We start from the raw sequence: 26,450 nt of genomic DNA, 5'->3' as shown, positions 1-26,450 counted from the left end.
CCGCCCGTCGCGTGTGCGCACCGTAATCGCCGGGGGCGGCGCACCCCGGCGGTTCGCTCACGGTACGTAGAGTTATCCCCCCTCTACGTACCGTGCGAAGCCGCCGCGGCGCCTCCGTTGCTAGTGTCTATATCACACAGCGTTAGGCATCCGTCTGATACGTCGCGTTACCGACGGTCACGGGGCCGCCGTGGAACCCCTAGAGCGCCGCGAAGTACGTCCGGGCCGCCTCGACCCCGCCGCCCCCGCCGAGCGCCACCATCAGGGCGATCCGGGCCTTGGCCGCGCTCAGCGTGCCGGCGCCGATCGCGCCCACCGTGCCGGCCAGCGCGACGCCCATCGGCAGCGCGTCGAGGTCCACCGGGCGGGCCCGGGCGCGGGAGGCGACCACGACCGGGATGTCCCACTCGACGAGGTCGCTGATCGCGGCCAGCAGCGACGCCGGCACGTTGAACATCCCGGTGCCCTCCAGAACCACGCCCCGGGCGCCGGCGTCGGTGACGGCGGTCAGCAGGGTGCCGTCCATGCCCGGGTACGTCTTGATCAGCGCCACCTCGGCCTCGGGCTCCCCGCGCGGGGCCGGTGGGCGGGGCGGCGCGGGGGCGAGCAGCTCCACGGCCGGCCCGGCCACCCGGCCCAGCGGCGGGTGCGGGGCGGAGCTGAACGCGGCCACGCCCGCCGCGTCGGCCAGGGTCGCCCAGCGGGCCGCGTGCAGCTCGTCGTTGAGGCAGACCACCGCCCCGGCGCCGGTCAGCGCCGGGTCGGCCGCGGCGGTGAGGGCCGCGGACAGGTTGCGCGGGCCGTCGCTGGACAGGGCGTCCAGCGGGCGGACGGCGCCGGTCAGCACGACCGGGCCGGGGCAGTACAGGTCGCAGAGGTAGGCCGTCTCCTCCAGTGTGTCCAGGCCGTGGGTGATGACCACGCCGGCGTAGCCCTCCTCGCGCAGCGCGGTGCGGGCCCGGCGGGCCAGGCCGATCATCGTGGCCGGGGTGGTGTCCCAGCTCGGCTCGGCCGCGACGTCCTCCACGTCGACGCTGGCGCCCCGCCGCCGCTCGGGGACCGCCGCCAGCAGCTCGGCGCCGCTCGCGATGCCGGCGGGGCGGCGGCGGTACGCCATCGTGTCCTTGGTGGCGAGCAGCAGGACCTTCACGCGCGCTCGTCCAGCCGGCGCTCCAGCCGCTCGATGCGCTCGAGCAGCGCGGCCATGGCGGGGCCCTGCGCCTGTCCCTGGGTATTGGCCTGCAGGTGCACGTAGCCGGCCAGCGCGGCCGCCACCGCCCGGCGGGTCAGGCGCATCTCGGCGCCGAGGGAGCGCAGGACCTGGCCGGCCGCGCCGTCGGGGTCGGCGACCAGGCCCAGCAGCAGGTGCTCGCAGCCGACGTAGTTGTGGCCGAGCGCGGCCGCCTCGGTCACCGCCAGCTCGAGCGCGCCGGCCGCGGTGGTGCCGTCCGGGTCGGGGCCGGCGGCGGGGATGGCCGCGGGGTCGATCTCGAGCGCCCGCAGCACGTGCAGGGCCAGGTTGCTGCCCTCGTCGACGAGGCCGGCGAGCAGGTGGCCGGTGCCGACCGTGCTGGCGGGGGCGGCCCGCTCGGCGGCCAGGCGCAGGACGGTGCGGGCCCGGGCGGTGAAGCCGGGCAGCCGGGCGGCGAGGGTGGCGTCGTCGAGGTCGCCGAGCACGGTCTCGCGCATCGCGGTCACCCGGCGCACGGCCTGCTCCAGGGCCCGCTGGCAGATCGCCGAGACGGGCACGCCGGCCTCGCGGACGGCCTCGGCCAGCTCGTCCGGGAGGTACACGTTGATTTTCGGCATACCCCCGTTATAACCCCAGTGGGGTTATGCCGTCTACCCGCGCTAGCCGATCGGCGCGCCGTGGGCCCGCATGAAGGGCAGCGGATCGATCGCGTTGGCCGGGGTGGTGGGCGGGGTGTTGACGTGGACCTCGAAGTGCAGGTGCGGGGCCGAGGAGTTGCCGGAGGAGCCCACGTAGCCGATGACCTGGCCGGCCTCGACGTGCTGGCCGGGCTGGACCGCGCCGCGGCGGACCATGTGGCAGTACAGGGTGGAGATGCCGCCGGGGTGCTGGATCTTGACGTACCAGCCGCAGCCGCCGACCGACGCGCTGCCGGTCTGGTCGCAGCTGTAGCCGGCCTCGATGTTGCAGACCACCTCGAGCACGGTGCCGGCCGAGGCGGCCCGGATCGGGGTGCCGACGAAGCTCATGATGTCCACGCCGGCGTGGTTGGGGTTGGTCGGGGTGCGGAAGCCCGGGCGGGCCGAGAAGCCGGGCAGCGGGCTCACCCACGTGCCGGTCGCGGTGTCCGGCGCGGCCGGGGCCGGGGCGGCGCACGGCGGCGGGGTGCCCGCGCGGTTCACGTAGGCGTCGGAGACGTAGGCGCCGTCGGCGAGGCGGTCCCAGAGGTCGGTGGTGCGCATCGTGCCGGTGATGACCTCGCCGTGGGCCTGGCAGACGATGGACAGCGGGGTGCCGTTGGGCAGGGACGCGTACTGGATGGCGCTGCGCGACGGTCCGCCGCGGGTCTTCAGCGCGACGGCGCCGGAGGCCACGGCGCCCGGGGTGGCCGGTGTGGCCGGGGTGGTCACGGCCGCCTGGGTCGCCGTCTTCTCACAAGCCGGGATCGGTACGTCCGCAGCCCGCCGGACAAACGCATCGCTCACGTACGACCCGTCGCTCAGCCGGTCCCATTTGTCGGTGACGCGCACCGGGCCCTGGTCGATGAGCTGGCCGCTGACCTGGCAGTCGATGCTCAGCGCGGTCCCGTTGGGCAGGGTGCGCAGGGAGGTGGTCCACACCGCCGCCCCGGCCCGGGCGTTGAGCGGGCGCTTGGGCGCGGCGACCGTCGCGCCGGTGGCGGCCTGGGCGCCTACGGGCGGTACCAGTGCGGCAATGACGACGGCGATGATCGGGATCGTTCTGCGCATGGTGCTCCCCCGGGGCGAGACGAGTCGTGCGGCTCGGGCCGGGGGGACCGCGAACCCCGCCAACGCTAGGCGCCGGCGGGGTCCGGATCGTGCTGATGCGGCGGTTCGTCACTCTTTCGGGGCGTTTGCCGCTCCTTCGGGCAGGAAACGCGCCCCCGTGACCCGCTCGGAGATACCCTCGCGGTCCAGGTACGGCGTCACGCCACCGAGGTGGAACGGCCACCCGGCACCGAGGATCATGCACAGGTCGATGTCGCGCGGGTCGGCGACCACGCCCTCGTCGAGCATGAGCCGGATCTCGCGGGCCAGGGCCTCGGTCGCCTCTGCGCGCAGCTGCTCGGCGGTCGACGGCGAGTCGCCGACCTCCAGCAGGGCGAGCACCTCGGGGTCCGGGTTGCCCTCGGCGTCGGTGAAGCCGCGCTTGCCGGCACCGACGACCCGGCCCAGGTTGGCCGAGACGCCGAAGCGGTCCGGGAACGCGTGGTGCAGCGTCTCCGCGACGTGGTGCGCGACGGCCGGGCCGACCATGCTCAGCAGGGCCATCGGGCGCATCGGCAGGCCCAGCGGGTCCAGCGCCGAGTCGGCAACGTCGATCGGGGTGCCGTTGTCCACGGCGCCCGTGACCACGCCGAGGAAGCGGGTGAGCAGCCGGTTGACCACGAACGCCGGGGCGTCCTTGACCAGCACCGAGGACTTCTTCAGCGCCTTGCCGACGGCGAAGGCGGTGGCCAGGGTGGCGTCGTCGGTCCGCGCCGCCCGCACGATCTCCAGCAGCGGCATCATCGCGACCGGGTTGAAGAAGTGCAGCCCGACGACCCGCTCCGGGTGGGCCAGGTCGGCCGCCTGCTCGGAGACCGACAGCGAGGAGGTGTTGGTGGCCAGCACGCAGTCCTCGCGCACGATCGCCTCGACCTCGGCCCACACCTGCTTCTTGACCTTGAGGTCCTCGAACACCGCCTCGAGCACCAGGTCGGCGTCGGCGAAGGCGGCCTTGTCGACCGAGCCGCCGACGAGGCCCTTGTACTTGGCCGCCTTGCCCGGGTCGAGCCGGCCCTTGGCGAGCAGCTTGTCGATCTCGGCGTGCACGTAGCCGACGCCCTTGTCGACGCGCTCCTGGTCGAGGTCGGTGAGCACCACCGGCACCTCGAGGCGGCGCACGAAGAGCAGGGCCAGCTGCGAGGCCATCAGGCCGGCGCCGACGATGCCGACCTTGTTGACGTCGCGGGCCAGGCCCGCGTTGGGCGCGCCGGCCGGCCGCTTGGCCCGCCGCTGCACCAGGTCGAAGGCGTAGAGGCTGGCCCGGGCCTGGTCGCCCATGATGAGGTCGGCGAGGGCCTCGTCCTCGGCCGCGGTGCCGTCCTCGAAGGAGGCGTCCTTGGCCAGCGCCAGCAGTTCGAGGGCCTTGCTGGCCGAGTTCACCGCGCCGTGGAGGCGCTCGTCGAGCTGGTGCTTGGCGAAGTACAGCACGCCGTCCCACATGTCCCGGTCGATCTCCGGGCGGGTCACCGTGATCTCGCCGTCCACCACGCCCTCGGCCCACGCGAGGGACCGCTCCAGGTAGTCGGCCGGCTCGAAGATCGCGTCGGCGATGCCCAGCTCGTGCGCCTGGGCCGGCTTGAGCTGCTTCTGGGTGAGCGGGTTCTGCAGGATGACCTGCGCGGCCGGCGCGATGCCGATGAGGTTGGGCAGCAGCTGGGTGCCGCCCCAGCCGGGCACCAGGCCGATCGCGACCTCGGGCAGGGCCAGCGCGGCCGCGCCGGAGGAGACGGTCCGGTAGTGGCAGTGCAGCGCCACCTCGAGACCGCCGCCCATCGCCGCGCCGTTGACGAAGGCGAACGTCGGCACCGGCGAGTCCCGGAACTTCTTGAAGACCCGGTGGCCGTACCGCCCGAGCTCCACCGCCTGGGCCCGCTCGGTGAGCAGCGGCATGCCGGTGATGTCGGCGCCGACGCAGAAGATGTACGGCTTGCCGGTCAGCGCGATGAACTTCGGCGCCGCCGCGACCGCCTCGTCGATGGCCGCCTCGAGGCTGGCCAGGCCGGCCGGGCCGAACGAGTTGGGCTTGGTGTGGTCGAAGCCGTTGTCGAGGGTGATGAGCGCGGCCCGCTCGCGGCTGGGCAGCGTGACGAAGCGCAGCAGCGCCTTGGTCACGACCTCGTTCGGGTTCGTCGGCGCGGCGGTCACTTGTTGCCCTCCCAGTTGGGGCTCTCCCAGATCACGGACGCGCCCATGCCGATGCCGACGCACATGGCGGTGAGGCCGTAGCGCACGTCCGGCCGCTCGGCGAACTGCCGCGACAGCTGCGTCATGAGCCGCACGCCCGAGGAGGCGAGCGGGTGGCCGACGGCGATCGCACCGCCCCACGGGTTGACCCGCGGGTCGTCGTCGGCGATGCCGAAGTGGTCGAGGAAGGCGAGCACCTGCACGGCGAACGCCTCGTTGAGCTCGAACAGGCCGATGTCGTCGATGGTGAGCCCGGCCAGGCGCAGCGCCTTCTCGGTGGCGGGCACCGGGCCGTAGCCCATGACCTCGGGCTCGACGCCGACGAAGCCGTAGGACACCAGCCGCATGCCGACGGGCAGGCCCAGCTCGCGGGCCACCTCCTCGGCGGCGATGATCGACGCCGTGGCGCCGTCGTTGAGGCCGGCCGCGTTGCCCGCGGTCACCTTGCCGTGCGGGCGGAACGGGGTCTTGAGGGTGGCGAGCTTCTCCAGGCTGGTCTCCCGCGGCGCCTCGTCCACGGTGGCCAGCCCCCAGCCGGTCTCCGGGTCGCGGGTGGCCACGCTGACCAGGTCGGGCTGCAGCTTGCCGGCGGCGTACGCGGCGGCGGTGCGCACCTGCGAGGCGTAGCCGAACCTGTCGGCCCGCTCCTTGGTGATGCCGGGCAGCCGGTCGTGCAGGTTCTCCGCGGTGGAGCCCATGACCAGTGCGGACGGGTCGACCAGCTTCTCGGCGAGGATGCGGGGGTTGGGGTCGACGCCCTCGCCCATCGGGTGGCGGCCCATGTGCTCGACGCCGCCGGCGATGGCCACGTCGTAGGCGCCGAACGCGATGCCGCCGGCCACGGTGGTGACCGCGGTGAGCGCGCCCGCGCACATGCGGTCGATCGCGTAGCCGGGCACGGTCTTGGGCAGCCCGGCCAGCAGGGCGGCGGTCCGCCCGATGGTCAGGCCCTGGTCGCCGGTCTGCGTGGTGGCGGCGATGGCGACCTCGTCCACGCGCTCGGGCGGCAGTTGCGGGTTGCGGCGCAGCAGCTCGCGGATGCAGCGGATGACGAGGTCGTCGGCGCGGGTGTTGGCGTACATCCCACCGGCCTTGCCGAACGGGGTGCGCACGCCGTCGACGAAGACGACGTCGCGGACAGCACGGGGCACGAGAGTCCTCCTAGCAACGAATTACCGGCCATGTTACTCGCCAGTAGGTCCGCCGTTGCTGTGAACCCCTTCACCTCGCCCCTGGGTGATCTTGCGGAAAAGTCGGGCACTGCGTGCCGCGACTTTTCCGACTTTTCGCCCGACGGGGCATAGGTCCGGAATCGCGGGTACGGCCAGCCGCTGACCCGCGCATATCGGACTCGCCGCCTGTCGGGGTATAAATCCGATAAGTCGTGGCGCGCCAGCGCCCGACTTATCGGGCATTCGGCGCTCCTGCCCACGAGGTGCGTCAGGAAGGCGGGAGGCGAGGCTGACCTGCCACGGCGGGCGCCGTGGCCGGATGTCGGGCATTCGCGCTCATGCCGCGGGGTGGAGGGCCTCCGTCAGGCCGGGGGAGATGAGGCCGACCTGCCACGGGCGGGCGCCGTAGCCGGCCAGCACCGCCGCGACCGCCTCCTCCGTGAGCTCCTCGGGCGGGGACCAGGCCAGGCGGCGTACCGAATCCGGGGCGATGAGGTTCTCCGGCGGCAGCTGGTTGGCGGTGGCCAGGCCCAGCACCACCTCCCGGCACCGGGCCAGGCGGGCGGCCGCGACCGGGTCGCGCTCGGCCCAGCGGTGCGGCGGGGGCGGCCCTTCCGACGGGGGCGTGATGGGCAGCTCCTTGTCGCTCAGCGCCCGGGCGTCGGACAGCGCCACCAGCCACGTCGGGGCGAGCCGGCGCACCGAGCGACCGCCGAAGCCGGGCAGGGCCACCAGGGTCTTCTCGTCCTTCGGGTCGGCCTCGGCGGCGGCGATGATGGCGGCGTCGGCGAGGACCCGGCCGGGGCTCGCGTCGCGGCGCTGGGCGATCTCGTCGCGGGTCGTCCACAGCGCGCGGACCCGGGCCAGGGCGCGGGCGCCGCGGACCCGGTGGATGCCGGAGGTGCGCCGCCACGGGTCGGCCCGCACGCGGGGCGGGTCGCCGGCCGAGGCGACGAGCGCCGCGAACTCCTGGGCCGCCCACTCGGTCTTGCCCTGCTCGGCCAGCTCGGTGGCGAGCGTCTCGCGCAGCTGGAGGAGCAGCTCGACGTCGAGCGCCGCGTAGGTCAGCCACGACGAGGGCAGCGGCCGGGTGGACCAGTCCGCGGCGGAGTGGTGCTTCTCCAGGGTGTACCCCAGCAGCGACTCGGTCAGCGCGGCCAGCCCGACCCGCTCGAAGCCGCACAGGCGGGCCGCCAGCTCGGTGTCGAACAGCCGGGTGGGCCGCAGCCCGAGCTCGGTCAGGCAGGGCAGGTCCTGGCTGGCGGCGTGCAGGATCCACTCGGTCGGCGAGATGACCTCGTCGAGCTCGGGAAGCTGGCCGAAGGGGAGCGGGTCGATGAGCACCGTGCCGGCGCCGGCCCGGCGCAGCTGGACCAGGTATGCCCGGTGGGTGTAGCGGTAGCCGGAGGCGCGCTCGGCGTCCACGGCCACCGGTCCGGTGCCGTTGGCGAAGCGTTCGACGGCGCGCGCCAGCTCGGCCCGGTCGGCGATCGGCTCGGGCGTCCCGTCTCGGGGGGCGGTCAGCAGGACGGGCTCGGTCTGTGTGTCCGGTTTGGCCGGACTGTCTGGCTCCTCGTCCCGACGCCGCATGGGGGGTTCGTCGGTCACGCGACAACCGTACGTTGCGCCATAGGTCCGCCCGTGCAGCCGGTCCGGCGCGTCGGCGTTCTTACGATCTTCTTCGTTGTCTCTCCGGCCGCGCGGGGGCGCCCTCACGGGTCGCGCAGACGCCCTCGCAACATCCGGACGGTCGCCGCCGAGGCCCCGAAACGGGACGGACAGACGGTCATGGTTGGCAGTACGGTCTGCTGACACGGCCGGTCAGGTTGTGTACAGACCAGCCTCGGGAGGTCGCGGGGCTTGTGCGGGGCAACTAGGGTGAGGGCCGACCGCGGTATCGCCGGATGACCCCCTCCGCGGGTGCGCGTCCTCCGGCGGAACGGGTGGAACCGTGACAGGAAGGAAAACGAGCGGCATGACGGCCGGGTATGACCCCTCCAACCCGGTGGCTTCCGGCAACCCGGATGTGCACGAGGATCCGGAACGACTCGGTCCACTTCCCCCCAGGCTTCACCAGGCCGGCTCCCTCCCGACCGGGGCCCTCCCGACCGGGTCCATCCCAACCGGCCCGATCTCCACGGGCCCGCTGCCGGCCCAGACGACCAGCGCCTGGCCCGTCTCGGCGCCGGCCGGGCCGCCGCCGCACAGCGCGCCGCCGATGCCGACGCCCGCGCGGCGCAGCCCGCTGGCCGCCGTCGCGCTCGTGCTGGCCCTGCTGCTGCTCGTGGTCGTCGGGGTGCAGGCGGCGTTCATCGTCGACCTGGAGAAGAAGGCCGACAAGGCCGACGCCGCCGCGCACAGCGCCCAGGCCAACGACGCGGCCCGGCTCAAGGCCCTCGAGGACCGCGCCGACCGGCTGGAGCAGAAGACCGGCGGCAACCTGAACGCGGCCGACGTCGCCGCGAGCGTGCGGCCGAGCGTCTTCCGGGTCAGCACGAAGTACGCGACCGGCACCGCCTTCGCGATCGGCAAGGCCCCGGCCGGCGGCGGCACCGACCTGATCACCAACTACCACGTCGTGCAGGACGCCTACACCAAGGGTGAGAAGGACGTCAGCCTGGAGCGCACCGACCAGCGCTTCCCCGGCAAGATCATCGAGGTCCACCCCGACAAGGACCTGGCCGTGCTGCACACCGACGAGGACTTCACCCGGCTCACGGCGGCCGCCGAGCCGCCCAAGGTCGGCGAGCCCGTCCTGGTCATCGGCTCCCCGCTCGGCCTCGAGGACACCGTCACCACCGGCGTGGTGAGCGCCTTCCGCCAGCTCGGCGGCGAGTCGCTCATGCAGTTCGACGCGGCCATCAACCCCGGCAACTCGGGCGGCCCGGTGTTCAACGCCAAGAAGGAGGTGGTGGGCGTCGCGACGCTCAAGGCCCAGCAGGCTGAGGGCATCGGCCTGGCCATCCCGATCTCCGTGGTCTGCAACACCGTCGCGGCGGTCTGCTGACCCACTCTCGCTTCCCCGGCCCCGGCCGGGGTGCCCCGACCCGGTGCCGACCCGGTGGCGCCGGGAGTACGACTCCCGCGAGGGTGCTGCCCGGCGGGACCATCAGGAGGAAGAAACATGACATACCCCGGCAGCCCCCAGGGGAACCCGAACGAAGGCTACGGCTACCCCGACCCCAATGCCCCGACCGGCGCGTACCCGCCGCCCCAGGCGCCGGCGGGCGGCTATCCGGGCTCGCCCGCGGCCCCGCAGTACGGCGAGCCGGCTCCGCAGTACGGCCAGCCGGCCCCGCAGTACGGCCAGCCCGCCCCGCAGTACGGCCAGCCCGTGCCGCCGCAGCCGCAGCCGGTCCACGACCAGGGCACGACGCAGCTGCCGACCTACGGCGAGGCGACCTACAGCCTCGACCCGTCGGTGTCGGCCCCGCCGACCGCCCCGGTGCCGCTCGCGCAGCCGGCTCCGCCGATGTCCGCGCCGCCGATGTCGGGCCCGCCGATGTCCGGCCCGCCCATGTCCTACGGCCCGGTCTCGGGCCCGCCGACCAGCGGCTTCCCCGGCGCCTACCCGGCCCCGCCGGCGAAGAAGCGCGGCATCGCCGTGCCGCTGCTGGCGAGCCTGCTGACCCTGGCGGTCATCGCCGCCGGCGTCTTCGTGTTCCTGTACGTCGACAAGTCGGACAAGCTGACGCAGTCCGAGACCCAGTCGGCGCAGCGCCAGGCCGCGCTCGACCAGTCCAACAAGGACCTCGACCAGACCAAGACCGACCTCAAGGCCAAGGCCGACGAGCTGACCAAGGCCCAGCAGGACCTGCGCGGCACCCAGGCCGACAGCACCGAGGCCAAGCGTCAGCGCGACGTGATCGGCAGCTGCCTGAAGCTGCTGATCGAGGCCCTCGACGCCTCGAACCAGGGCGACAAGACGACGGCGCAGAACAAGATCAGCCAGATGGAGAAGCCCTGCAACGAGGCCCAGCGGATCCTGGGTATCTGATCGCAGCCGCGCTTCACCGTGTCGCGTTCGGCGGGGGCCCGGTTGGGCCCCCGCTTCGCGTTTACGCGGTGTGGACCAGCTCGACGAGCCGGGTGAGCGCGTCGGGATCGGTCTCGGGCAGCACGCCGTGGCCGAGGTTGAAGATGTGGCCGGGGGCCTTGGCGCCCTCGGCCAGCACCCGGCGGGCCTCCTGCTCGATGACCTCCCACGGGGCCAGCAGGACGCACGGGTCGAGGTTGCCCTGCAGCGCCTTGCCCGGCACGCGCGCGGCGGCCACGTCCAGGGGCGTGCGCCAGTCGACGCCCACCACGTCGGCGCCCGCCTCCGCCATGGCCGGGAGCAGCTCCGCGGTACCGACGCCGAAATGAATCCGCGGAATCGGCCCCCGCAGCTCGTGCAGCACCGCCCGGGAGTGCGGCAGCACGTAGCGGCGGTAGTCGGCCTCGGACAGCGCGCCCGCCCACGAGTCGAACAGCTGCACCGCGTCCACCCCGGCGTCGACCTGCACCTGCAGGAACGTGCGGGTGATGCCGGCCAGCCGGGCGCACAGGGCGTGCCAGACGTCGGGGGCGCCGTACATCAGCGTCTTGGTCTTCGTGTGGTGCTTGGACGGGCCGCCCTCGACCAGGTAGCTGGCCAGGGTGAACGGGGCGCCGGCGAAGCCGATCAGGGCCGTGTCGCCGAGCTCGGCCAGCAGCAGCCGGATGGCCTCCGCGATGAAGCCCACGGACTCGCCGTCGAGGTCGCGGATCGCCTCGACGTCGGCCATGGTGCGCACCGGCTCGGCCACCACGGGCCCGGTGCCGGCGACGATGTCCAGGTCGATGCCGGCCGCCTGGAGTGGCACGACAATGTCGCTGAACAGGATCGCGGCGTCGACCTTGTGCCGCCGCACGGGTTGCAGGGTGATCTCGCAGACCAGGTCGGGCCGGCGGCAGGACTCCAGCATGCCGATGCCGGCGCGCAGGTCGCGATATTCGGGCAGGGAACGGCCCGCCTGGCGCATGAACCAGACCGGGGCGTGCGGGACGGCCTCGCCGCGGGCGGCGCGCAGAAGCAGCTTCGTCGTGTCGTTCATAGCCGTCCCATCGTTTCACTCGGTCTACACCGGCGGCGCGGCGGCACCCCCTGCGCACGTTTCCGATTTAGTCTTCCGTTATGGCGCCATCGACCGCGACTCCACCCACGTTCACCCGGGCGGTGGAGGAGCTGCGCGCCGCGACCACCCGGCCGGAGATCACGCTCGAGGAGGTCCCGGCCCCGCAGCGGCTGGCGCCGTACGCCCACGCGATCAGCGGCACCGTCCTGCGCCACGGCGACGAGGTGGCCACGGGCCGGCTGATCCTGCTGCACGACCCCGCCGGGCACGACGCCTGGGACGGGACGATGCGGCTGGTGACGTACGTGACCGCGGAGCTGGAGGCCGAGCTGGCCACCGATCCGCTGCTGCCGGGCGTGGGGTGGAGCTGGCTGGTGGACGCGCTGGACGGGCACAGCGCGGCGTACACGGCGATCGGCGGCACGGTCACCCAGACCATGTCCACGCGCTTCGGCGACCTGGCGGGGCCGCCGCCGGCGGCGGACCTCGAGATCCGGGCCTCCTGGACGCCGACCGACGACGACATGCAGGCCCACGTGCAGGCGTGGTGTGCGCTGCTGGCCTCGACGGCGGGGCTGCCGCCGCCGGGGGTCACCGCGCTGCACGCCTGACCGCGGCCGGTTGTTGCGGCTTTTTCGGATATTCCGCCCGCCGGGGTATAAGTCCGATAAGTCGGGCGCGCCAGCGCCCGACTTATCGTTTCCGCAGCTCACGGCCCTCGCGCGGGCAGGGCTACGGGAGGTTGGCGACCAGGTCGGCGAAGTCGCGGCGGCGGCCCGTGTAGAAGGGGACCTCCTCGCGGACGTGGCGGCGGGTGGCCGACGCGCGCAGCTCGCGCATCAGGTCGACGATGCGGTGCAGCTCGTCGGCCTCGAAGGCGAGGATCCACTCGTAGTCGCCGAGGGCGAAGCTGGCCACGGTGTTGGCGCGCACGTCCGGGAAGCCGCGGGCCATCTGGCCGTGCTCGGCGAGCAGGGCGCGGCGCTCCTCGTCGGGCAGGAGGTACCACTCGTAGGAGCGCACGAACGGGTACACGCACACCCATTCCCGGACGTGCTCGTCGGCCAGGAAGGCCGGGACGTGGCTCTTGTTGAACTCGGCCGGGCGGTGCAGGGCCATCTGGGACCAGACCGGCGCCATGCGCTGGCCGACGCTGGTGCGCCGGAAGCCCGTGTAGGCCTCCTGCAGGGCCTCGGCGCTCGGGGCGTGCCACCAGATCATGAGGTCGGCGTCGGCGCGCAGGCCGGCGACGTCGTAGGTGCCGCGGACCACGACGTCCTTCGCGGCCAGGTCGGCCAGGAACGCGCCGGCCTGGGTGGCGTCGCGGTGGTCCGGGCCGTACGGGGTCTCGAGCCGGAACACCGACCACATCGTGTACCGGATCGTGTCGTTGAGCTCGCGGATGCGCGCGGCGTTCGTGGTCGTCATGGCGTCTATTGTTCCAATCCTGGTGTAGTGCCGGCCCAGCCCAGTACCGTGTCGGCGGCGGCTCGGCCCGACGCGATGCAGACCGGGATGCCGACGCCGTCGTAGGCCGCGCCGGCCACGGCGATCGCCGGGTGCGCGGCAAGGCCGGCCCGCAGCGTCGCGACGCGGTCGCGGTGGCCCGGCTCGTACTGCGGCAGCGCCCCGCCCCACCGGAACACCGCCCGGTCGATCTCGGCGGGCAGCGCGCCCATCCCCAGCAGCTTCGCGACCTCGGCCCGCACGACCTGCACCAGGTCCTCGTCGGGGTGCTGCAGCCGGGCCTCGTCGCCGTGCCGCCCGATCGACGCGCGCAGCACGGTCACGCCGGGGCGGCGCAGGTGGGCCCATTTGCGGTCGAAGAACGTGACGGCCTTGACCGCGTAGCCCTCGGTCGCCGGCACGAGGAACCCGGACAGCTCGGGCAGCGCGGTGTCCGGCAGGGCCAGCGCGACGAGCGCCACGCTGGCATATTCCAGCGGTACCGCCCGGGCTCCCTCGACGGATGCCAGCAGGCGGGCCGCGGGCGCGGCGGGCACCGCGAGCACCACCCCGTCGGCGTCCAGGGTCTCGGCGTCGCGGGTCGAACCGAGGGTGAGGCGCCAGCCGGCGCCGTGGCGGTGCAGGGCGCGCACGGTCACGCCGCTGCGCACGTCGGGCAGCGCCGCGGCGACCGCGCCGACGAGCCGGCCCATGCCGCCCTGGATCGTGCCGAAGACCGGGGCGCCGGGTGTACGCTGGCTCGCCCCCACGGCCTCGGCCAGCGCGTCGGTCAGCGTGTGGGTGCGCTCGGCCGCCGCGGCCAGGGCCGGCAGGGCCATGCGCAGGGAGAGGCGGTCGGCCCGGCCGGCGTAGACCCCGCCCAGCAGCGGCTCCACGTAGTGGTCGACGACGGCGTCGCCCCGGCGCGCCCGGACCAGCCCGCCCACGGTGACGTCGCCGCCAGGGGGCAGCAGCGGCGCCGGTGCGGGCTCGTCGGGTGCCGAATCCGCGGCCTGCAAGGGAATGCCCATCAAGGTCCCGGCGGGCAGGTCGCGCAGGCCGCCGTCGAGGGCGACCGCCGCGCGGGCCGGCGTCGGGTGCACGATCGCGGGGCCGAGCCCGACCTCCTCGGCCAGGCGCACCGCCGCGCTGGGCCCGCCGGCCGGGTCGCCCATCAGGAACGACTCCGCGCCGCGCTCGACCGGGCCGCCGGCGAGGTCACCGGTGGCCAGCTTGCCGCCGGGCCGGTCGCGCTGGTCGAGCACGACCACGTCCAGGTCCGGGCGCAGGGTGTGCAGCCGGTGCGCCGCGGCCAGCCCGGCGATTCCGCCTCCGACGACCACGACGCGTGTCATACCGGCAGTCTATTGTCGCGGCACGGGCGAGCGGCGAGTGGCAGTGATCACGGGGGCAGCGCACGGCATCGGGCGGCGTCGCGGTCGCCATGCGCCCCGAGGACTGCGACTCGGTTGCCCATGGCCCGCTTCGCCCAGCCCGACGACATCGCCCGGCGGTCGCGTGTCTGGCCGGCCCGGCGCGCAGCGGCTTCGTCAACGGCGCCGCGCAGTCCGTCGACGGGTCGTCGCTGCGCCTCGAGGCCCGCGGCCGGTAGCCTGCCGCGCCGGTCGATCGTTCACACGTACGAGGGGTGTTCGGCGGCCGCGGCCCGGGCGATGTGCGTCGATATGTCGGCGCCAAGGGTGATCCGGCGGGAGGCAATGTCCATCTGAGGGGCGAACCCCTCTGGAAGATCGCCGCGAAGGCGCGCACACTCTCGGGGATGAGCGACCTCGCGTCCTCCCGCCCAGCGCCCGACGAGCCGCCGGCCCCGCGCCCCGGCGGCCCGAGCGACGTGTCCGGCCTGTTCCCGCGGGCGTCCGAGCTGTTCGTGCCGGCGGCCCGCGAGCCGGCCGACGCGCTGCCGGAGGGCCTGGACGGGTTCGCCGTGAACCCGCTGGCCGAGGTGATCGCCGAGCTGGGCGACACCGGCGGCTTCGGCGGCGGCACGGCCCCCTTCGCCGGGGGCATGGGGGAGTACCTCCCCGACGAGACCGAGCCGACCGCCCGCACGATCGCCGCGCTGCTGGCCGCCCCCGCGACCCCGGCGGCCGAGCTCGCCGACGCCGTGGCCTGGTGCTACGACGACGCCGCCCTGCCGCTGCTGCTGCCGCTGGCCCGCCACCCCGACGCCGCCGTGCGCCGGGCCGTGGCCCAGGCCCTGCCGAGCGTCCTCGGCGACGCCGACCCCGCCGAGACGGTCCGCGCCCTGGTCGGACTCAGCGGCGACGCCGACGAGGACGTGCGCGACTGGGCCTGCTTCGCGCTCGGCACCCAGCTGTCCGAAGTGGACGGTCAACTGGTCCGCGACGCGCTCGCCGCCCGCCTCGACGACCCGCACGACGACACCCGCTGCGAGGCGCTGCTCGGCCTGGCCCGCCGCCGCGACGCCCGGACCCTGCCGGTGCTGCGCGAGCGGCTGTCCCGCGAGAACGTGTACTCGCTGGAGATCGACGCGGCCGGCGCGCTCGGCCACTCCTCGCTGCACACGCTGGTCCGCGGCCACCTGTCGGGCTGGGACGACGACGTGGTGGCCCGGGTCTGCGCCGCGCTGCGCCTGACCGACCCGGACGGCGTCGGCGACGACCTGCTGGACGGGCTGGCCGAGTGGTTCCGGCTGGGTGCGCCGCACGCCACCGACGAGGACCGGTACTGGTGGTCGGTGGCGCTGCAGTTGCTGGAGCACGCGGAGTACCGGGCGCCGGAGATCGCCGAGCAGGTCCACTACCGGCTGGCGGGGGCGGAGCCGGCGACGTCGCTGATGCTGGGCTCGCGCCTGTCCCAGCTAGCCGGCGACCACGGCTGGCCCCGCTGGCGCCCGTCCGGCGAGGCCCCGCCGGAACCGCGGTAAACGGACATTTACCCTGCCGGGGTATAAATCCGATAAAGGTGACCGTCAATAGGTTGGGGCGAAGGCGGCGGTCGGTGTGGCGGCGGAGTTTGCTGGGCAGCACTCTTGAACCGTCGATCACTCAGTGTCGCGATGGGCCTCGTGCTGGCGATCGCGGTCTGCGGTATGAGCGTGCACCATTTGACATTGTCGTTACCGTTCGGGGCGGTGATTCTGGGCGAGGTCGGGGATAATAAATACATGGGGCAGCTGTCATTCTTTAGTCGCACGGAATTGGCTGCCATGCGTGACCGGTCCAGGTCTCGGCGCTATTGTCCGGCAAGGGAGCAGTTCCGTCGGGAACATGAGCGGCATCGAGCGTGGGGCCTTGCTCGGAGGCACGCCGCGAAGCTACGCCGCATCCGTGGTGGCGTCCCGCCGGTGACCGCGGCCGACGATCGGCGGCCTGACCCGGCCCCCGCGTCCGACCCGGCCCCCGCGGCGGTCCCGCCGACGCTACCGCCCGAACAGGGCGAACACCCCGCCGACCGGGTCGTCGCCGACCACACCGAACCCGCGCCGCCGGGCCGGGAGGGCGGCGCCGCAGCGTCCGGGCGCGCCCGCGCGGGCCGTCGCACACCAACGCCACCGCCGCCGTCACACCGGCCCGCCAGTGCGGCAACACGTCGAACAATCCGCCGCCATCCGCGCTCACCGGCAGCGTATCGCAGCCGGTTCTTGCATCTGCCACATCCGGCCGGCTGCCAATTCCGCCGAAGCCCGCGAAAGGTTGCGCACCATCCCAACGCGCCACCGGCGGAGCATTGCAGTGAACACGCACGCATCGGCAGTGCAGAGCGCCAAGCCACTGAACTGCCAGCCACTCGCTGTCACGATCGCCTCCACGCTGGTCAGAGGCGGCGGGTGGTGGTTCTGCCGTCCCATCGGTAGTCAGCGGCGTCCAGGGTCGGGCCGAGCAGGGGCGCGTCGTGCCGGTTCGCGCCGGCCCCGATGATCCCGAGCGGGATCCGGCGGCCGTCCGCGGCGACGGAACGTTTCCGGCCGCCTTTTGCCCCGGTCGGCGGTGACGGACCGGTGTGCTCCCCACCAGCAACGGCTCTGGTGATACACCCGTCGACAGCCACATCGGTCAGCTGCAGCCCGATCATCTGGTCGAACGCCGCCAGGACCAGAGCGTGCAACTGCCGGGCCACACCAGCATCGGCCCACTCCCGCAACCGCCGGCGGATCCTGGCATCCCAACAGCCCGGCACCGCCGCCCGAACTCCCATGCCCGGCTGGGGCCGTGCCCGCTTCCGTCATCTATGGCCGAAACACCCCGAGCCCACCCTATTGACGGTCACCCTAAGTCGCGGCGCGCCAGCGCCCGACTTATCGTCATTCGCTTGCGAGGGCGCGCGGTTGACGACACTGCGGCCCGGTGTCTGCCGCTCTCCGGCGTCGCCGCCGAGGTCAGAACGGGTTGGACATGATGGTCGACCAGCCGGTCCAGGTGGAGGCGTCCTTGAGCCACAGCTGGGTGACCAGGTTGCCGCCGGAGACCGCGTAGATCTCCGTGTTGCCGGTCCACGGGTTCAGGGCGACGGCCGGATCGGTCTCCAGCGTGCCGCCGATGCCCGTCCACGCGGCCCACCCGCCCCCGGGCATGACCAGCGTGTACCGCAGCGTCCCGCCGTCGCGCGCGTAGATCTCGGTCGAGCGGTACCGCGGGTTGTAGAACACGGCCGGCTCCCCGGTCAGGCTGCCGCCGAGGTCGTTCCAGCCCGACCAGCCGCCCGCGAAGTACTTCTGCATCAGGTGGCCGCCGGAGCCGCGCGCGTAGATCTCGGTCGAGCCCCACACCGGGCTGCGGAAGACCGCCGGGTCGCCGGCCAGGTCGCCGCCGAGGTCGTTCCACGGGGACCACGCGCCGCCGAAGTACAGCTGCAGGAGGTGGCCGTTGGTGCCCCGGGCGTAGATCTCGGTCGTGCGGTACAGCGGGTTGTACAGCACCTCGGCCGGGTCGCCGGCGAGGGAGCCGCCCAGGTCGTTCCAGCCGGACCAGCCGCCGGCGTAGAAGCGCTGCCACAGGTGCCCGTCGGTGCCCCGGGCGTAGATCTCGGTGGAGCCGTAGCGCGGGCTGTAGAAGACGACCGGGTCGCCGGCCAGGTTGCCGCCCAGGTCGGTCCAGTCCGACCAGCGCCCGGCCCGCCAGAACTTCTGGGCCAGGCGGCCGGCCTGGGTGCGGGCGTAGACCTCGACGGTGCCGGCGGCCGGGTTCTGCAGCACGTGCGGGGTGCCGGCGATGCCGCCGCCGAAGTTGCTCCAGCTCGACCAGCCGTAGCCGGGGCTCCAGTACCGCTGCGACAGGCCGTGGCCGGCGTCGGCGTAGACCTGCATCTGCTTGCTGGGCGCGTGCGGGGCGACGGACGGCTTGGCGACCAGGGGCGGCGGCGGGTCGATGCCGGCGAGGCGGCGCAGGGCGTCGAGGTCGCCGTTGAAGACGTCCTTGTCGTAGTTGGCGTACTGCTTGGTGTCGCCGCCGGCGTACTGCCACAGCGTCCACTTTGACCAGCCGTTGGGCAGCTTCGGCGCGGTGCCGCTCCAGGAGGCCACGTCCAGCGGGTAGTCGGCGAACTGGGTGGTGTTGCCCACGCACTGGTTCCACCAGGTCGCCGCGGTGTAGATCATCGCCTTGCGCCCGATGCGCACCTGGATCTGGTCCAGGAAGGCCTGGATCCAGGCGCGCATGGCGGTCTGGTCGAGGTTGTAGCAGGCGTTGGTGCCGGAGAAGTACGGCCATTCCAGGTCGACGAAGGGCACCAGCGTCTTGGCGTCGTTGGCCCAGTCGGCGTGGTCGATGAAGATGTTCGCGTCGCCGACCGGGTCGGGGCGGTCGGGGCGGGCGAACGTGTAGGCCCCGGCGAGCAGGCCGGCCTTCTTGGCGTCGGCGAGGTCCTGGCGGAAGTACGGGTTGACGTAGTTGTTCGTCTCGGTCGCCTTGACGTAGGCGAACTGCACGCCCGCCGCGGCCTGGGCGGCCCAGTCGATCGTCTTGTACGTCGAGTGGTCGTGGCTGGAGACGTCGATGCCCTTGACCGTGTACTGCGGCCCGGGGGTGGCCACCGCCGCCTCCGGGCCGCGGGCACCGGCCCGGGCCGAGCCGTCCCCGGCCCGGGCCTCGGAAGCACCGGCCGGGGTCAGCAGCAGGCCCAGGACCAGGCCGATGATCGCCGATCGCACCCGCGTCACAATACCGGGCATAACCCATTTATGTGCGCAAAAGCACCAATCAGGACTTCGTCTTGGCCCGGAACAGCGCCGCGGCGGCGACGATCGCGACGATCACCAGGCCGATGCACCAGGCCACGGCCCGCCACGGCGCCTGGCCCACCGGCTGGTCGAGCAGCAGGCCGCGCAGGCTCTCCGTGATCGGGGTGACCGGCTGGTTGCCGGCGAAGCCGCGAAGCCACGACGGCATCGTGTCGATCGGGACGAAGGCGCTGCTGGCGTACGGCAGGAAGGTGATCGCGAAGGTGTAGCCGCTCGCCGCCTCGGCCGAGCCGGCCAGCAGCCCCAGCGCCGCCGACAGCCACGACACGGCGGCGATGGTCAGCACTAGGATGCCGGCGGCGGCCAGCCACTGCCCGGCGCCGGCCTTCGGGCGGAACCCGATGGCCACGGCGACGGCCAGGACCAGCGCGCTGGACACCACGTTGCGGACCAGGCTGGCCAGCACGTGCCCGGACAGCATCGCGGCGCCGCCGACGTCGAGGGTGCGGAAGCGGTCGACGATGCCCTCCTTGAGGTCGTTGGCCACGGCGACCGCGGTCATCGCCGAGCCGAACGACACGCACAGCAGCATCACGCCGGGCACGACGTAGGTGACGTACTCGGTGCCGGTCCGGATCGCCCCGCCGAAGAGGTAGACGAAGACGATCATCAGCATGACCGGCAGCGCGATCGACATGATCAGGGCCTCGGCGTTGCGCCGGCCGAGCCGCAGGGCGCGGGCGCCGAGGACGTTCCACTGGGTGAGCGCGGTGCTAGACAACGGCCGGCTCCTTCCGGGCGGTGAGGGACAGGAAGACGTCGTCGAGGGTGGCGCTGTGCAGCGTGAAGCGGCGCACGGCGGCCCCGGACGGATCGATCTCGTCGAGCACGGCGCGCACGTGCGCGGCGCTGCCGTCGGTGGTGACGCCGAGGGTCAGCCGGGCGTCGTCGCGCTGCACGACCCGGGTGCCGAGCAGGGCCGCGGCCGCCTCGAGCGCGGCCTGGTTGGCGAGGTCGAGGTCGAGGCGCTGCTCGCCGAAGCGGGCCTTGAGCTCGGCCGGGCTGCCCTCCGCGACCACCCGGCCGTGGTCGACCATGGCGATGCGGGCGGCGAGCCGGTCGGCCTCCTCGAGGTACTGCGTGGTGAGGAAGACCGTGGTGCCCGACCCGACCAGCTCGTCCACGATCTCCCACATGGCCTGCCGGCTGGTCAGGTCCAGCCCGGTGGTCGGCTCGTCGAGGAAGATCACCGCGGCCTGGCCGGCCAGCCCGGCGGCGAGGTCGAGGCGGCGGCGCATGCCGCCGGAGTACGTCCCGGCCTGCCGGTTCGCCGCCTCGGTCAGGCCGAAGCGCTCCAGCAGCTCGTCGGCCCGGCGCCGGGCGTCGCGCCGGGACGCGCCGGTCAGGCGGGCCATCATCCGCAGGTTCTCGGCGCCGGTCTGCAGCGCGTCAACGGCGGCGTACTGCCCGGTGAGGCTGATCGCGCGGCGCACCCGGGCCCGGTCCCGGACCACGTCGTGCCCGGCCACCCGGGCGGTGCCCGCGTCCGGGCGGGTGAGCGTGGTCAGGATGCGCACGGTGGTGGTCTTGCCGGCGCCGTTGGGGCCGAGCAGGCAGAACACCGAGCCGGCCGGGACCCGCAGATCCACGCCCGTGAGGACCTCCAGCTTGCCGTAGGACTTGGTGAGGCCGGTCGCCTCGATCGCGGGCACTTCCATGGGACAGCCCTTCTGCGTATGGCGTAAGTTTATGCGTACGTTATACGCAGAAGTAGGATTCGAGTCAATGAGTGAGTCAGAAGTCGGCATTCCGCCGGTCCTCGCCGCCGCCTGGGGGCTGCGGGAGCGGTCCGGCAAGGGGCCCCGGCCCGGCCTCACGCTGGAGCGGATCGTCGCGGCCGGGGTGAAGGTCGCCGCCTCCGAGGGCCTCGGCGCCGTCTCCATGGCCCGGGTCGCGAGCGAGCTGGGCGTGGCCACCATGTCGCTGTACCGCTATGTGCGGGCCAAGGACGACCTACTGGACCTCATGGTCGACGCGGCCATCGGCCAGCCGCCGCCCCGCCAGCCGGGCGAGGACTGGCGGGCCGGGCTGACCCGCTTCGCGCACACCTATCTCGCGCTGCTGCGCGGGCAGCCGTGGGTGGTCCGGGTGCCGATCGGCACCCCCCCGATCACGCCCAACCAGATCGCCTGGATGGACCACGGCCTGGAGATCATGCGCGACACCGCGCTGGCGCACCACGAGCGGCTGTCGGCCATGATGACCATCAGTGCGCTGACCCGGAACTGGGCCCTGCTCACGGCCGACATCGACGCGGCCGCGCGCGGCGGCGGGATCTCCACCGAGCAGGCCATGGCCGGCTACGCCCGGCTGCTCAAGCTGCTGGCCGACCCGGTCCGCTTCCCGGCGGTCGGCGACCTCATCGCGTCCGGCGCGCTGGACAACCCGGACGAGCCCGCCGACGACGACTTCGAGTTCGGCATCGCCCGGTTCCTGGACGGGCTCGAGGCGCACATGACCCGGCGGAAGGACGGCTGAAACCACACCATCGGGTAAGAATCACCCGCTGCCTCACCCTGCCGTCCGGCGTTGCATACGTTGCGTCAGACATCTCGAGGAACGGCGGAGCGTGTGACAGCAGCGGTCGAGCAGCGCGTCCCCCTGGCCGTCGCCGCGACCCCCGCCCGGCGGGCCGCGCTCGCCTGGGTGCCGCCGGCGACCGTCGCCGCGCTGGTCGCCGCGGGCCTGAAGTGCTACGGCGTGCCGCTGCCGACCACCGCCCTGTTCGCCGGGTACGTGCTGCTCGGCGTCGTCCTGCCCGGCACCCTGATCTGGCGGGCGATCCGCGGCCGCTCCGGCTGGCTGGTCGAGGACCTCGCCGCCGGCCTGGCCGTCGGCTACGCCGGGGAGGTCCTCGCCTACATCCCGGCCCGCGCCGCCGGCGCCCCGCTGCTGTTCCTCGCCTGGCCCGCCGCCGTGCTCGCCGCCTTCGCGGTCGTGCCCCGGCTGCGCCGGCACTGGCGCGGCAGCGCCGACCCGGCCGACCGGACCCCGCTGTGGTGGTCGCTCATCCTGTCCGGCACCGCCGCCGTGGTCTTCTACTGGAGCTGCGTGCGCTTCTTCCGCACGCACGACCTGCGCGAGCCCGGCATGCTCAGCCCCGACGCCGACTCGCCCTTTCACCTGGCACTCATCGGCGACGCCAAGCACCACATGCCGCTCATGTCGCCGTGGCTGTCGGACCAGCCGGTGCTGTACCACTGGTTCGTCTACGCCGAGATGGCCGCCACCTCCTGGGCCACCGGCATCGAGCCGCACGTGCTGCTGGTGCGCCTCTCGCCGTTGCCGATGCTGTTCGGGCTGGTCGCGCTGCTCGGCGTGCTCGGCCGGCGGCTCACCGGCGTGTGGTGGGCCGGCGCGGCCGCCGCCGTCATCACGTTCTTCGTGCTGACCCCGATGCCGTACCACTGGCCGCTGGAGGGCTGGTTCTCCGCCTTCGGCACCAACGCCTACGAGGACGGCTCGTCGCTGCGGGCCCAGCTGTGGACCAGCCCGACGCAGACGTTCGGCGCGCTGCTCTTCGCCGGCCTCGCGCTCGCCCTCGTCGAGGCCATGGCCCGGCACACGAAGGGGCGGTGGGCGCTCGTCACGGTGCTCACCGCGGCCGTCACCGGGGCCAAGGCCACCTTCCTGCCGATGCTGCTGGCCGGCCTGCTGCTCGTGGTCGCCGTCCGGCTGCTCACCCGCCGCAAGGTGCACCCGGGGGCGCTCTACGCCGCCGGGGTCACCTTCCTCGGCCTGCTCTTCGCCCAGTTCGTGCTCTTCGGCGGCGCGTCGCAGGGCATGGCGATCGACCCGCTGCACTTCGCGCAGATCTCCGGGGCGCCGTACACGCTGAAGTTCGCCGCCCCCGAGTACCCGCACCCGCCGTGGCGGCTGCTGCTCGTCACCGTCCTGACCGTCTGCTGCTGGGCCTGCATCTGGCCGGGGCTGCTGGGGCTGGGCCGGCTCGCGCCCACCATCCGGCACGCCCGGCGGATGCGCCGCGACCTCGGCATCGCCGCCGACCCGGTGATCCTCATGTTCGGCATCGGCCTGTCCGGGGTCGGCGCGCTCATGGTCTTCGGCCACGAGGCCGGCGCCGAGGGCTGGTTCATGGTCTCTGCCCGGCCCTACCTCTCGCTCGCCTCCGTGGTCGGGCTGGTCCTGCTCACGCCGCGCGGCCTGCACACCGGCCGGCTGCTGCGCCAGGTGTACTGCGCGATCGGCGCCGGGCTGGTCATCCTGCTCGCCGTGCACAAGCTCGGCAGCATGCACACCCCGAAGCTGCAGAACACCGGCAGCCTGTGGGTCACGCTGTGGGGGCTCGTGTGGCCGTACCTGGTGTCGTTCGGGCTGCTCGGGGCGGCCGGCTGGTGGATGTACCGCCGCCGCCTCCCGGCCTGGCGGACCCTCGTCGCCGCCATGCTCGCCGGCGCCTGCCTCGGCACGGCGGTGCAGCACCTCAACGAGATGACCCGCGCCTCGCGGCTCGGCGGCTGGCGCGGCGTCGTGCAGATCAGGACCTTCGTCACCCCCGGCACCCAGGAGGCCGGCCGCTGGCTGCGCGACCACTCCGCCCCGGACGACCTCGTGGCCACCAACGCCCACTGCATCGGCGACCCCAACTCGCTGCAGGGCTGCGACAACCGGCACTTCTGGTTCTCCGCCTACACCGAGCGCCGGTTCCTGGTCGAGGGCTGGGGCTTCACCGACCGGGCCCACCGCGAGGCGGCCGAGGAGCACGTCAACGCCATCTTCGCGCCCTACTGGGACCGCCGGAGGCTCGCCGACAACGACGCCGCCTTCTCCCACCCGAGCGCCCGGACGCTCGGCAAGCTCCGCGACGAGTACCACGTCAAGTGGCTCATGGTCGACGAGGGCTACCTGCTGCTGCCGTCCACCTGGATCCAGGACTACGCCACGTTCCGCTATCGCGCCGGCCGCATCGCGGTCTACCAGTTGGGGGAGTGATGCAGCCAACCATCGCGGGAACCACCAGGCAGGACCGGCTCTTGGAGGTGCTGGCCTGCCCCCGCTGCCACGCCCGGCTCGACGCGTCGCTGGCCTGCGCGGTCTGCGGTACCACCGGCCGCCGCGACGGCGAGCGGCTCGACTTCGGCGGCTTCGGCGCGGGCGAGCTCACCGCCGACCCGCTCAACCGGGTCAAGGAGCTGGTCAAGACCCGCCTCCACCGGCTCTACCCGGCCGCGATCCGGCTGCTCTCGCCGGTGCAGGAGCGCCCGGGGCTGGTGGCCCCCTTCCTGCGCAGCTTCGACCTCGACCGCGAGCTGGTGGCCGACTTCGGCTGCGGCACCCACCGCCGCGACGAGCGGGTCCTGTGCCTCGACGGCGGCTCCTACGGCAACGTCGACGTGGTCACCGACCTGCGCCGCCTGCCGCTGGCCGACGGCAGCCTGGCCGGCGGCGTGAGCGTCGCGGTGCTCGAGCACGTGCCCGACCCGGCCGCGCACATCGCCGAGATGCACCGGGTGCTGCGCCCCGGCGGCCGGATGCTCGTGTTCGTGCCCTTCATGCAGCCGTTCCACGCCTCGCCGTACGACTTCCAGCGCTTCACCGAGGTCGGCCTGCGCGAGCAGTTCGGGGCCTTCGAGGTGCTCGGCGTGCGGGTCGGCGCCGGGCCCACCTCCGGCATGCTGTGGGTCCTGCAGGAGTGGCTGGCCATGGTGCTGTCGCTGGGCAGCCGGCGGCTCTACCGGGTCATCCTGCCGCTCACCTGGCTGCTGTCCCCGCTCAAGCTGCTCGACCTGCTGCTCGTGCACCACCCGATGGCCGCACAGGCCGCGTCGGGGTTCGTGATCGAGGTCCGCAAGCCCGCTTGATAGAACTTGTCCATGAACGACCAGCGCGCGCAACGACTCTTCGGCGGGGCCGTGGTCGCCCCCGGCGACCTGGCGGGCAGCCCCTACCGGGCCGACCGCGACCGGATCGTCGCCTCGCCGTTCTTCGCCCGGCTGGCCGGCGTGACCCAGGTGATCAGCCCCGGGGGCTCGGGCCTGCTGGTGCACAACCGGCTCACGCACAGCCTCAAGGTGGCCAGCGTCGCCCGCGGCATCGTGGAGCGGCTCGGCGCCGACCCCGAGCAGCGGGCCCTGCTGGACAAGCTCGGCGGCTGCGACGCCGACGTGGTCGAGGCCGCCTCCCTCGCGCACGACCTCGGCCACCCGCCCTTCGGCCACCTCGGCGAGCGGGTCCTGGACCGGCTGGCCCGCGAGCGGCTCGGCCTGCCCGACGGGTTCGAGGGCAACGCGCAGTCGTACCGGATCGTCACCAGCACCCAGGTGCGCGGCGCGGCGATCGGGCTCGACCTCACCGCGGCGGTGCGGGCGGCGCTGCTGAAGTACCCGTGGACCCGGCGCACCTACCCCGACCCGCACCCGATGCGCATGAGCCCGACGCCCCGCGGCGCCGGCGGCGACCCCGAGGTCGGCTCGGCCAAGTTCGGCGCCTACGTCACCGAGCTCGCCGACGTGCGCCAGGCCCGCGCCCCGTTCGCCGGCCGGCTCGCCGACTGGCAGCAGACCGCCGAGGCCTCGGTCATGGACACCGCCGACGACATCGCCTACGCCATCCACGACCTCGAGGACTTCCACCGCGTCGGGGTGCTGCAGCAGGGCGCGGTCGCCGCCGAGCTGGTCGCCTGGCAGCGCGACGCCGCCGCCCTGCGCGCCCTCGGCGACGCCCAGCTGCGCTCCACCGCCCGCCACCCCGGCCGCTCGGTCGAGCAGCTGCGCCGGGACATCGTGCGCAAGGACGGCTGGGTCAGCGACGACGAGGCCTTCGCGGCCGCCGTCGAGCACGTGCGGGCGGAACTCGCCGACGGGCTGCTGGCCGCGCCCTTCGACGGCTCGATCGACGCCGAGCAGGCCGTCGCCCGGTTCTCGGCCCGCTGGACCCGCCGGCTCATCGAGGCCGTGCGCGTGCGCGCCGACCCGCCGGTGCGCTCCGGGCACGTGCTGCTGGCCCGGGCCCAGTGGCACGAGGTGCAGGTGCTCAAGTTCATCCACCACCGGTTCGTGCTCGAGCGGCCCGACCTGGCCCTGCACCAGCGCGGCCAGGCCCGCCTGCTGGCCGGGCTGGTCGAGGCGCTGCGCGCCTGGCTCACCGACCCCGACGAGGAGACCCGGCTGCCCCGCCGGCTGCACGACCTCGTCGAGCTGGCCGAGGCCGAGACCGCCACGCTGACCGCGGCCGACTACGGCCTCGAGCGCCTCGACCGGGCGGGCATGGCCCGGGGGCGGGCGATCGTGGACTTCGTCGCCGCGCTCACCGACGGCCAGGCGGTCGGCCTGCTCGACGCGCTGTCGGGACGGTCCCGCCAGCTGTGGACGGACGCTTTCGTACTGTGAACCC

General features: G+C 73.6%; 21 protein-coding genes. 8 read left to right on the top strand and 13 right to left on the bottom strand.

All coding sequences use genetic code 11. The annotated features are described in order from the left end of the window. Positions 1-199 precede the first annotated feature (199 nt). The 6 genes from AB0M46_RS29655 to AB0M46_RS29630 all read right to left on the bottom strand — a co-directional run bounded on the left by AB0M46_RS29655 (position 200) and on the right by AB0M46_RS29630 (position 7,925). The gene (locus AB0M46_RS29655; RefSeq protein ID WP_363341220.1) at positions 200-1,150 is read right to left on the bottom strand and encodes an asparaginase; all 951 of its coding nucleotides are present in this window, start codon (positions 1,148-1,150) and stop codon (positions 200-202) included. Continuing rightward, a complete protein-coding gene (locus AB0M46_RS29650) occupies positions 1,147-1,809 on the bottom strand; it encodes a Clp protease N-terminal domain-containing protein (protein ID WP_363341218.1) in 663 nt (220 codons plus the stop codon). The genes AB0M46_RS29655 and AB0M46_RS29650 overlap by 4 nt, the downstream gene beginning before the upstream one ends. A 42-nt stretch (positions 1,810-1,851) precedes the next feature. Next, positions 1,852-2,940, bottom strand: coding sequence for a peptidoglycan DD-metalloendopeptidase family protein (locus AB0M46_RS29645; RefSeq protein ID WP_363341216.1), 1,089 nt, complete (start codon positions 2,938-2,940; stop codon positions 1,852-1,854). Between the two features lie 108 nt (positions 2,941-3,048). After that, a complete protein-coding gene (locus tag AB0M46_RS29640; RefSeq protein WP_363341214.1) occupies positions 3,049-5,124 on the bottom strand; it encodes a 3-hydroxyacyl-CoA dehydrogenase NAD-binding domain-containing protein in 2,076 nt (691 codons plus the stop codon). Beyond that, entirely contained in the window at positions 5,121-6,314 is a 1,194-nt protein-coding gene (locus tag AB0M46_RS29635) for a thiolase family protein (RefSeq protein ID WP_363341212.1), read from the bottom strand. The genes AB0M46_RS29640 and AB0M46_RS29635 overlap by 4 nt, the downstream gene beginning before the upstream one ends. Before the next feature lie 357 nt (positions 6,315-6,671). Next, positions 6,672-7,925, bottom strand: a complete 1,254-nt coding sequence (locus tag AB0M46_RS29630; RefSeq protein WP_363341279.1) for an HRDC domain-containing protein — start codon at positions 7,923-7,925, stop codon at positions 6,672-6,674. 385 nt (positions 7,926-8,310) lie between these two features. Between AB0M46_RS29630 and AB0M46_RS29625 the strand changes: the two genes are divergently transcribed. Both AB0M46_RS29625 and AB0M46_RS29620 read left to right on the top strand, forming a co-directional pair. Continuing rightward, positions 8,311-9,342 (top strand): trypsin-like peptidase domain-containing protein, encoded by a 1,032-nt coding sequence (locus AB0M46_RS29625; protein ID WP_363341210.1) that lies wholly within the window; start codon positions 8,311-8,313, stop codon positions 9,340-9,342. A gap of 117 nt (positions 9,343-9,459) precedes the next feature. Beyond that, positions 9,460-10,332, top strand: coding sequence for a hypothetical protein (locus AB0M46_RS29620; protein WP_363341208.1), 873 nt, complete (start codon positions 9,460-9,462; stop codon positions 10,330-10,332). Positions 10,333-10,393: 61 nt separating this feature from the next. Here AB0M46_RS29620 and hemE read toward each other — a convergent pair whose 3' ends face one another. Continuing rightward, a complete protein-coding gene (gene hemE / locus AB0M46_RS29615; protein ID WP_363341206.1) occupies positions 10,394-11,410 on the bottom strand; it encodes a uroporphyrinogen decarboxylase in 1,017 nt (338 codons plus the stop codon). An 80-nt stretch (positions 11,411-11,490) separates the two neighbouring features. Between hemE and AB0M46_RS29610 the strand changes: the two genes are divergently transcribed. Next, entirely contained in the window at positions 11,491-12,042 is a 552-nt protein-coding gene (locus AB0M46_RS29610; RefSeq protein ID WP_363341204.1) for a DUF3000 domain-containing protein, read from the top strand. 121 nt (positions 12,043-12,163) lie between these two features. Here AB0M46_RS29610 and hemQ read toward each other — a convergent pair whose 3' ends face one another. Together hemQ and hemG are read right to left on the bottom strand one after the other, a co-directional pair. Beyond that, positions 12,164-12,859 carry a hydrogen peroxide-dependent heme synthase gene (hemQ, locus tag AB0M46_RS29605; protein WP_363341202.1) on the bottom strand — a complete coding sequence of 232 codons (696 nt, stop codon included), beginning with the start codon at positions 12,857-12,859 and terminating at the stop codon, positions 12,164-12,166. Between the two features lie 5 nt (positions 12,860-12,864). Then, positions 12,865-14,232: a protoporphyrinogen oxidase gene (hemG, locus tag AB0M46_RS29600; protein ID WP_363341200.1), complete on the bottom strand. Its 1,368-nt coding sequence runs from the start codon at positions 14,230-14,232 to the stop codon at positions 12,865-12,867. Positions 14,233-14,657: 425 nt separating this feature from the next. Here hemG and AB0M46_RS29595 point away from each other — a divergent pair, with 425 nt between their 5' ends. Then, positions 14,658-15,785, top strand: a complete 1,128-nt coding sequence (locus AB0M46_RS29595; protein WP_363341198.1) for a HEAT repeat domain-containing protein — start codon at positions 14,658-14,660, stop codon at positions 15,783-15,785. Between the two features lie 890 nt (positions 15,786-16,675). Here AB0M46_RS29595 and AB0M46_RS29590 read toward each other — a convergent pair. The 4 genes from AB0M46_RS29590 to AB0M46_RS29575 all read right to left on the bottom strand — a co-directional run bounded on the left by AB0M46_RS29590 (position 16,676) and on the right by AB0M46_RS29575 (position 20,755). Next, on the bottom strand, positions 16,676-17,002 hold the full coding sequence (locus tag AB0M46_RS29590) for a hypothetical protein (protein WP_363341196.1): 327 nt from the start codon (positions 17,000-17,002) through the stop codon (positions 16,676-16,678). A gap of 235 nt (positions 17,003-17,237) precedes the next feature. Beyond that, positions 17,238-19,007 carry a GH25 family lysozyme gene (locus AB0M46_RS29585; protein ID WP_363341194.1) on the bottom strand — a complete coding sequence of 590 codons (1,770 nt, stop codon included), beginning with the start codon at positions 19,005-19,007 and terminating at the stop codon, positions 17,238-17,240. Positions 19,008-19,056: 49 nt separating this feature from the next. Continuing rightward, on the bottom strand, positions 19,057-19,818 hold the full coding sequence (locus AB0M46_RS29580) for an ABC transporter permease (protein WP_363341192.1): 762 nt from the start codon (positions 19,816-19,818) through the stop codon (positions 19,057-19,059). After that, on the bottom strand, positions 19,811-20,755 hold the full coding sequence (locus AB0M46_RS29575) for an ATP-binding cassette domain-containing protein (RefSeq protein ID WP_363341190.1): 945 nt from the start codon (positions 20,753-20,755) through the stop codon (positions 19,811-19,813). Before AB0M46_RS29575 ends, AB0M46_RS29580 begins: the two co-directional genes overlap by 8 nt. A 67-nt stretch (positions 20,756-20,822) precedes the next feature. Between AB0M46_RS29575 and AB0M46_RS29570 the strand changes: the two genes are divergently transcribed. The 4 genes from AB0M46_RS29570 to dgt all read left to right on the top strand — a co-directional run bounded on the left by AB0M46_RS29570 (position 20,823) and on the right by dgt (position 26,446). Beyond that, entirely contained in the window at positions 20,823-21,575 is a 753-nt protein-coding gene (locus AB0M46_RS29570; protein ID WP_363341188.1) for a TetR/AcrR family transcriptional regulator, read from the top strand. Positions 21,576-21,668: 93 nt separating this feature from the next. Continuing rightward, entirely contained in the window at positions 21,669-24,050 is a 2,382-nt protein-coding gene (locus AB0M46_RS29565; RefSeq protein WP_363341186.1) for a hypothetical protein, read from the top strand. After that, entirely contained in the window at positions 24,050-24,919 is an 870-nt protein-coding gene (locus tag AB0M46_RS29560; protein WP_363341184.1) for a class I SAM-dependent methyltransferase, read from the top strand. Before AB0M46_RS29565 ends, AB0M46_RS29560 begins: the two co-directional genes overlap by 1 nt. A 12-nt stretch (positions 24,920-24,931) precedes the next feature. Continuing rightward, positions 24,932-26,446 (top strand): dGTP triphosphohydrolase, encoded by a 1,515-nt coding sequence (gene dgt, locus AB0M46_RS29555; RefSeq protein ID WP_363341182.1) that lies wholly within the window; start codon positions 24,932-24,934, stop codon positions 26,444-26,446. The last annotated feature ends 4 nt before the right edge of the window (positions 26,447-26,450 follow it).

Origin of the sequence: Dactylosporangium sp. NPDC051485, assembly GCF_040682015.1 — a bacterium.
Taxonomy (GTDB): Bacteria; Actinomycetota; Actinomycetes; order Mycobacteriales; family Micromonosporaceae; genus Dactylosporangium.
This window is presented reverse-complemented; position numbering and strand designations above follow the sequence as displayed.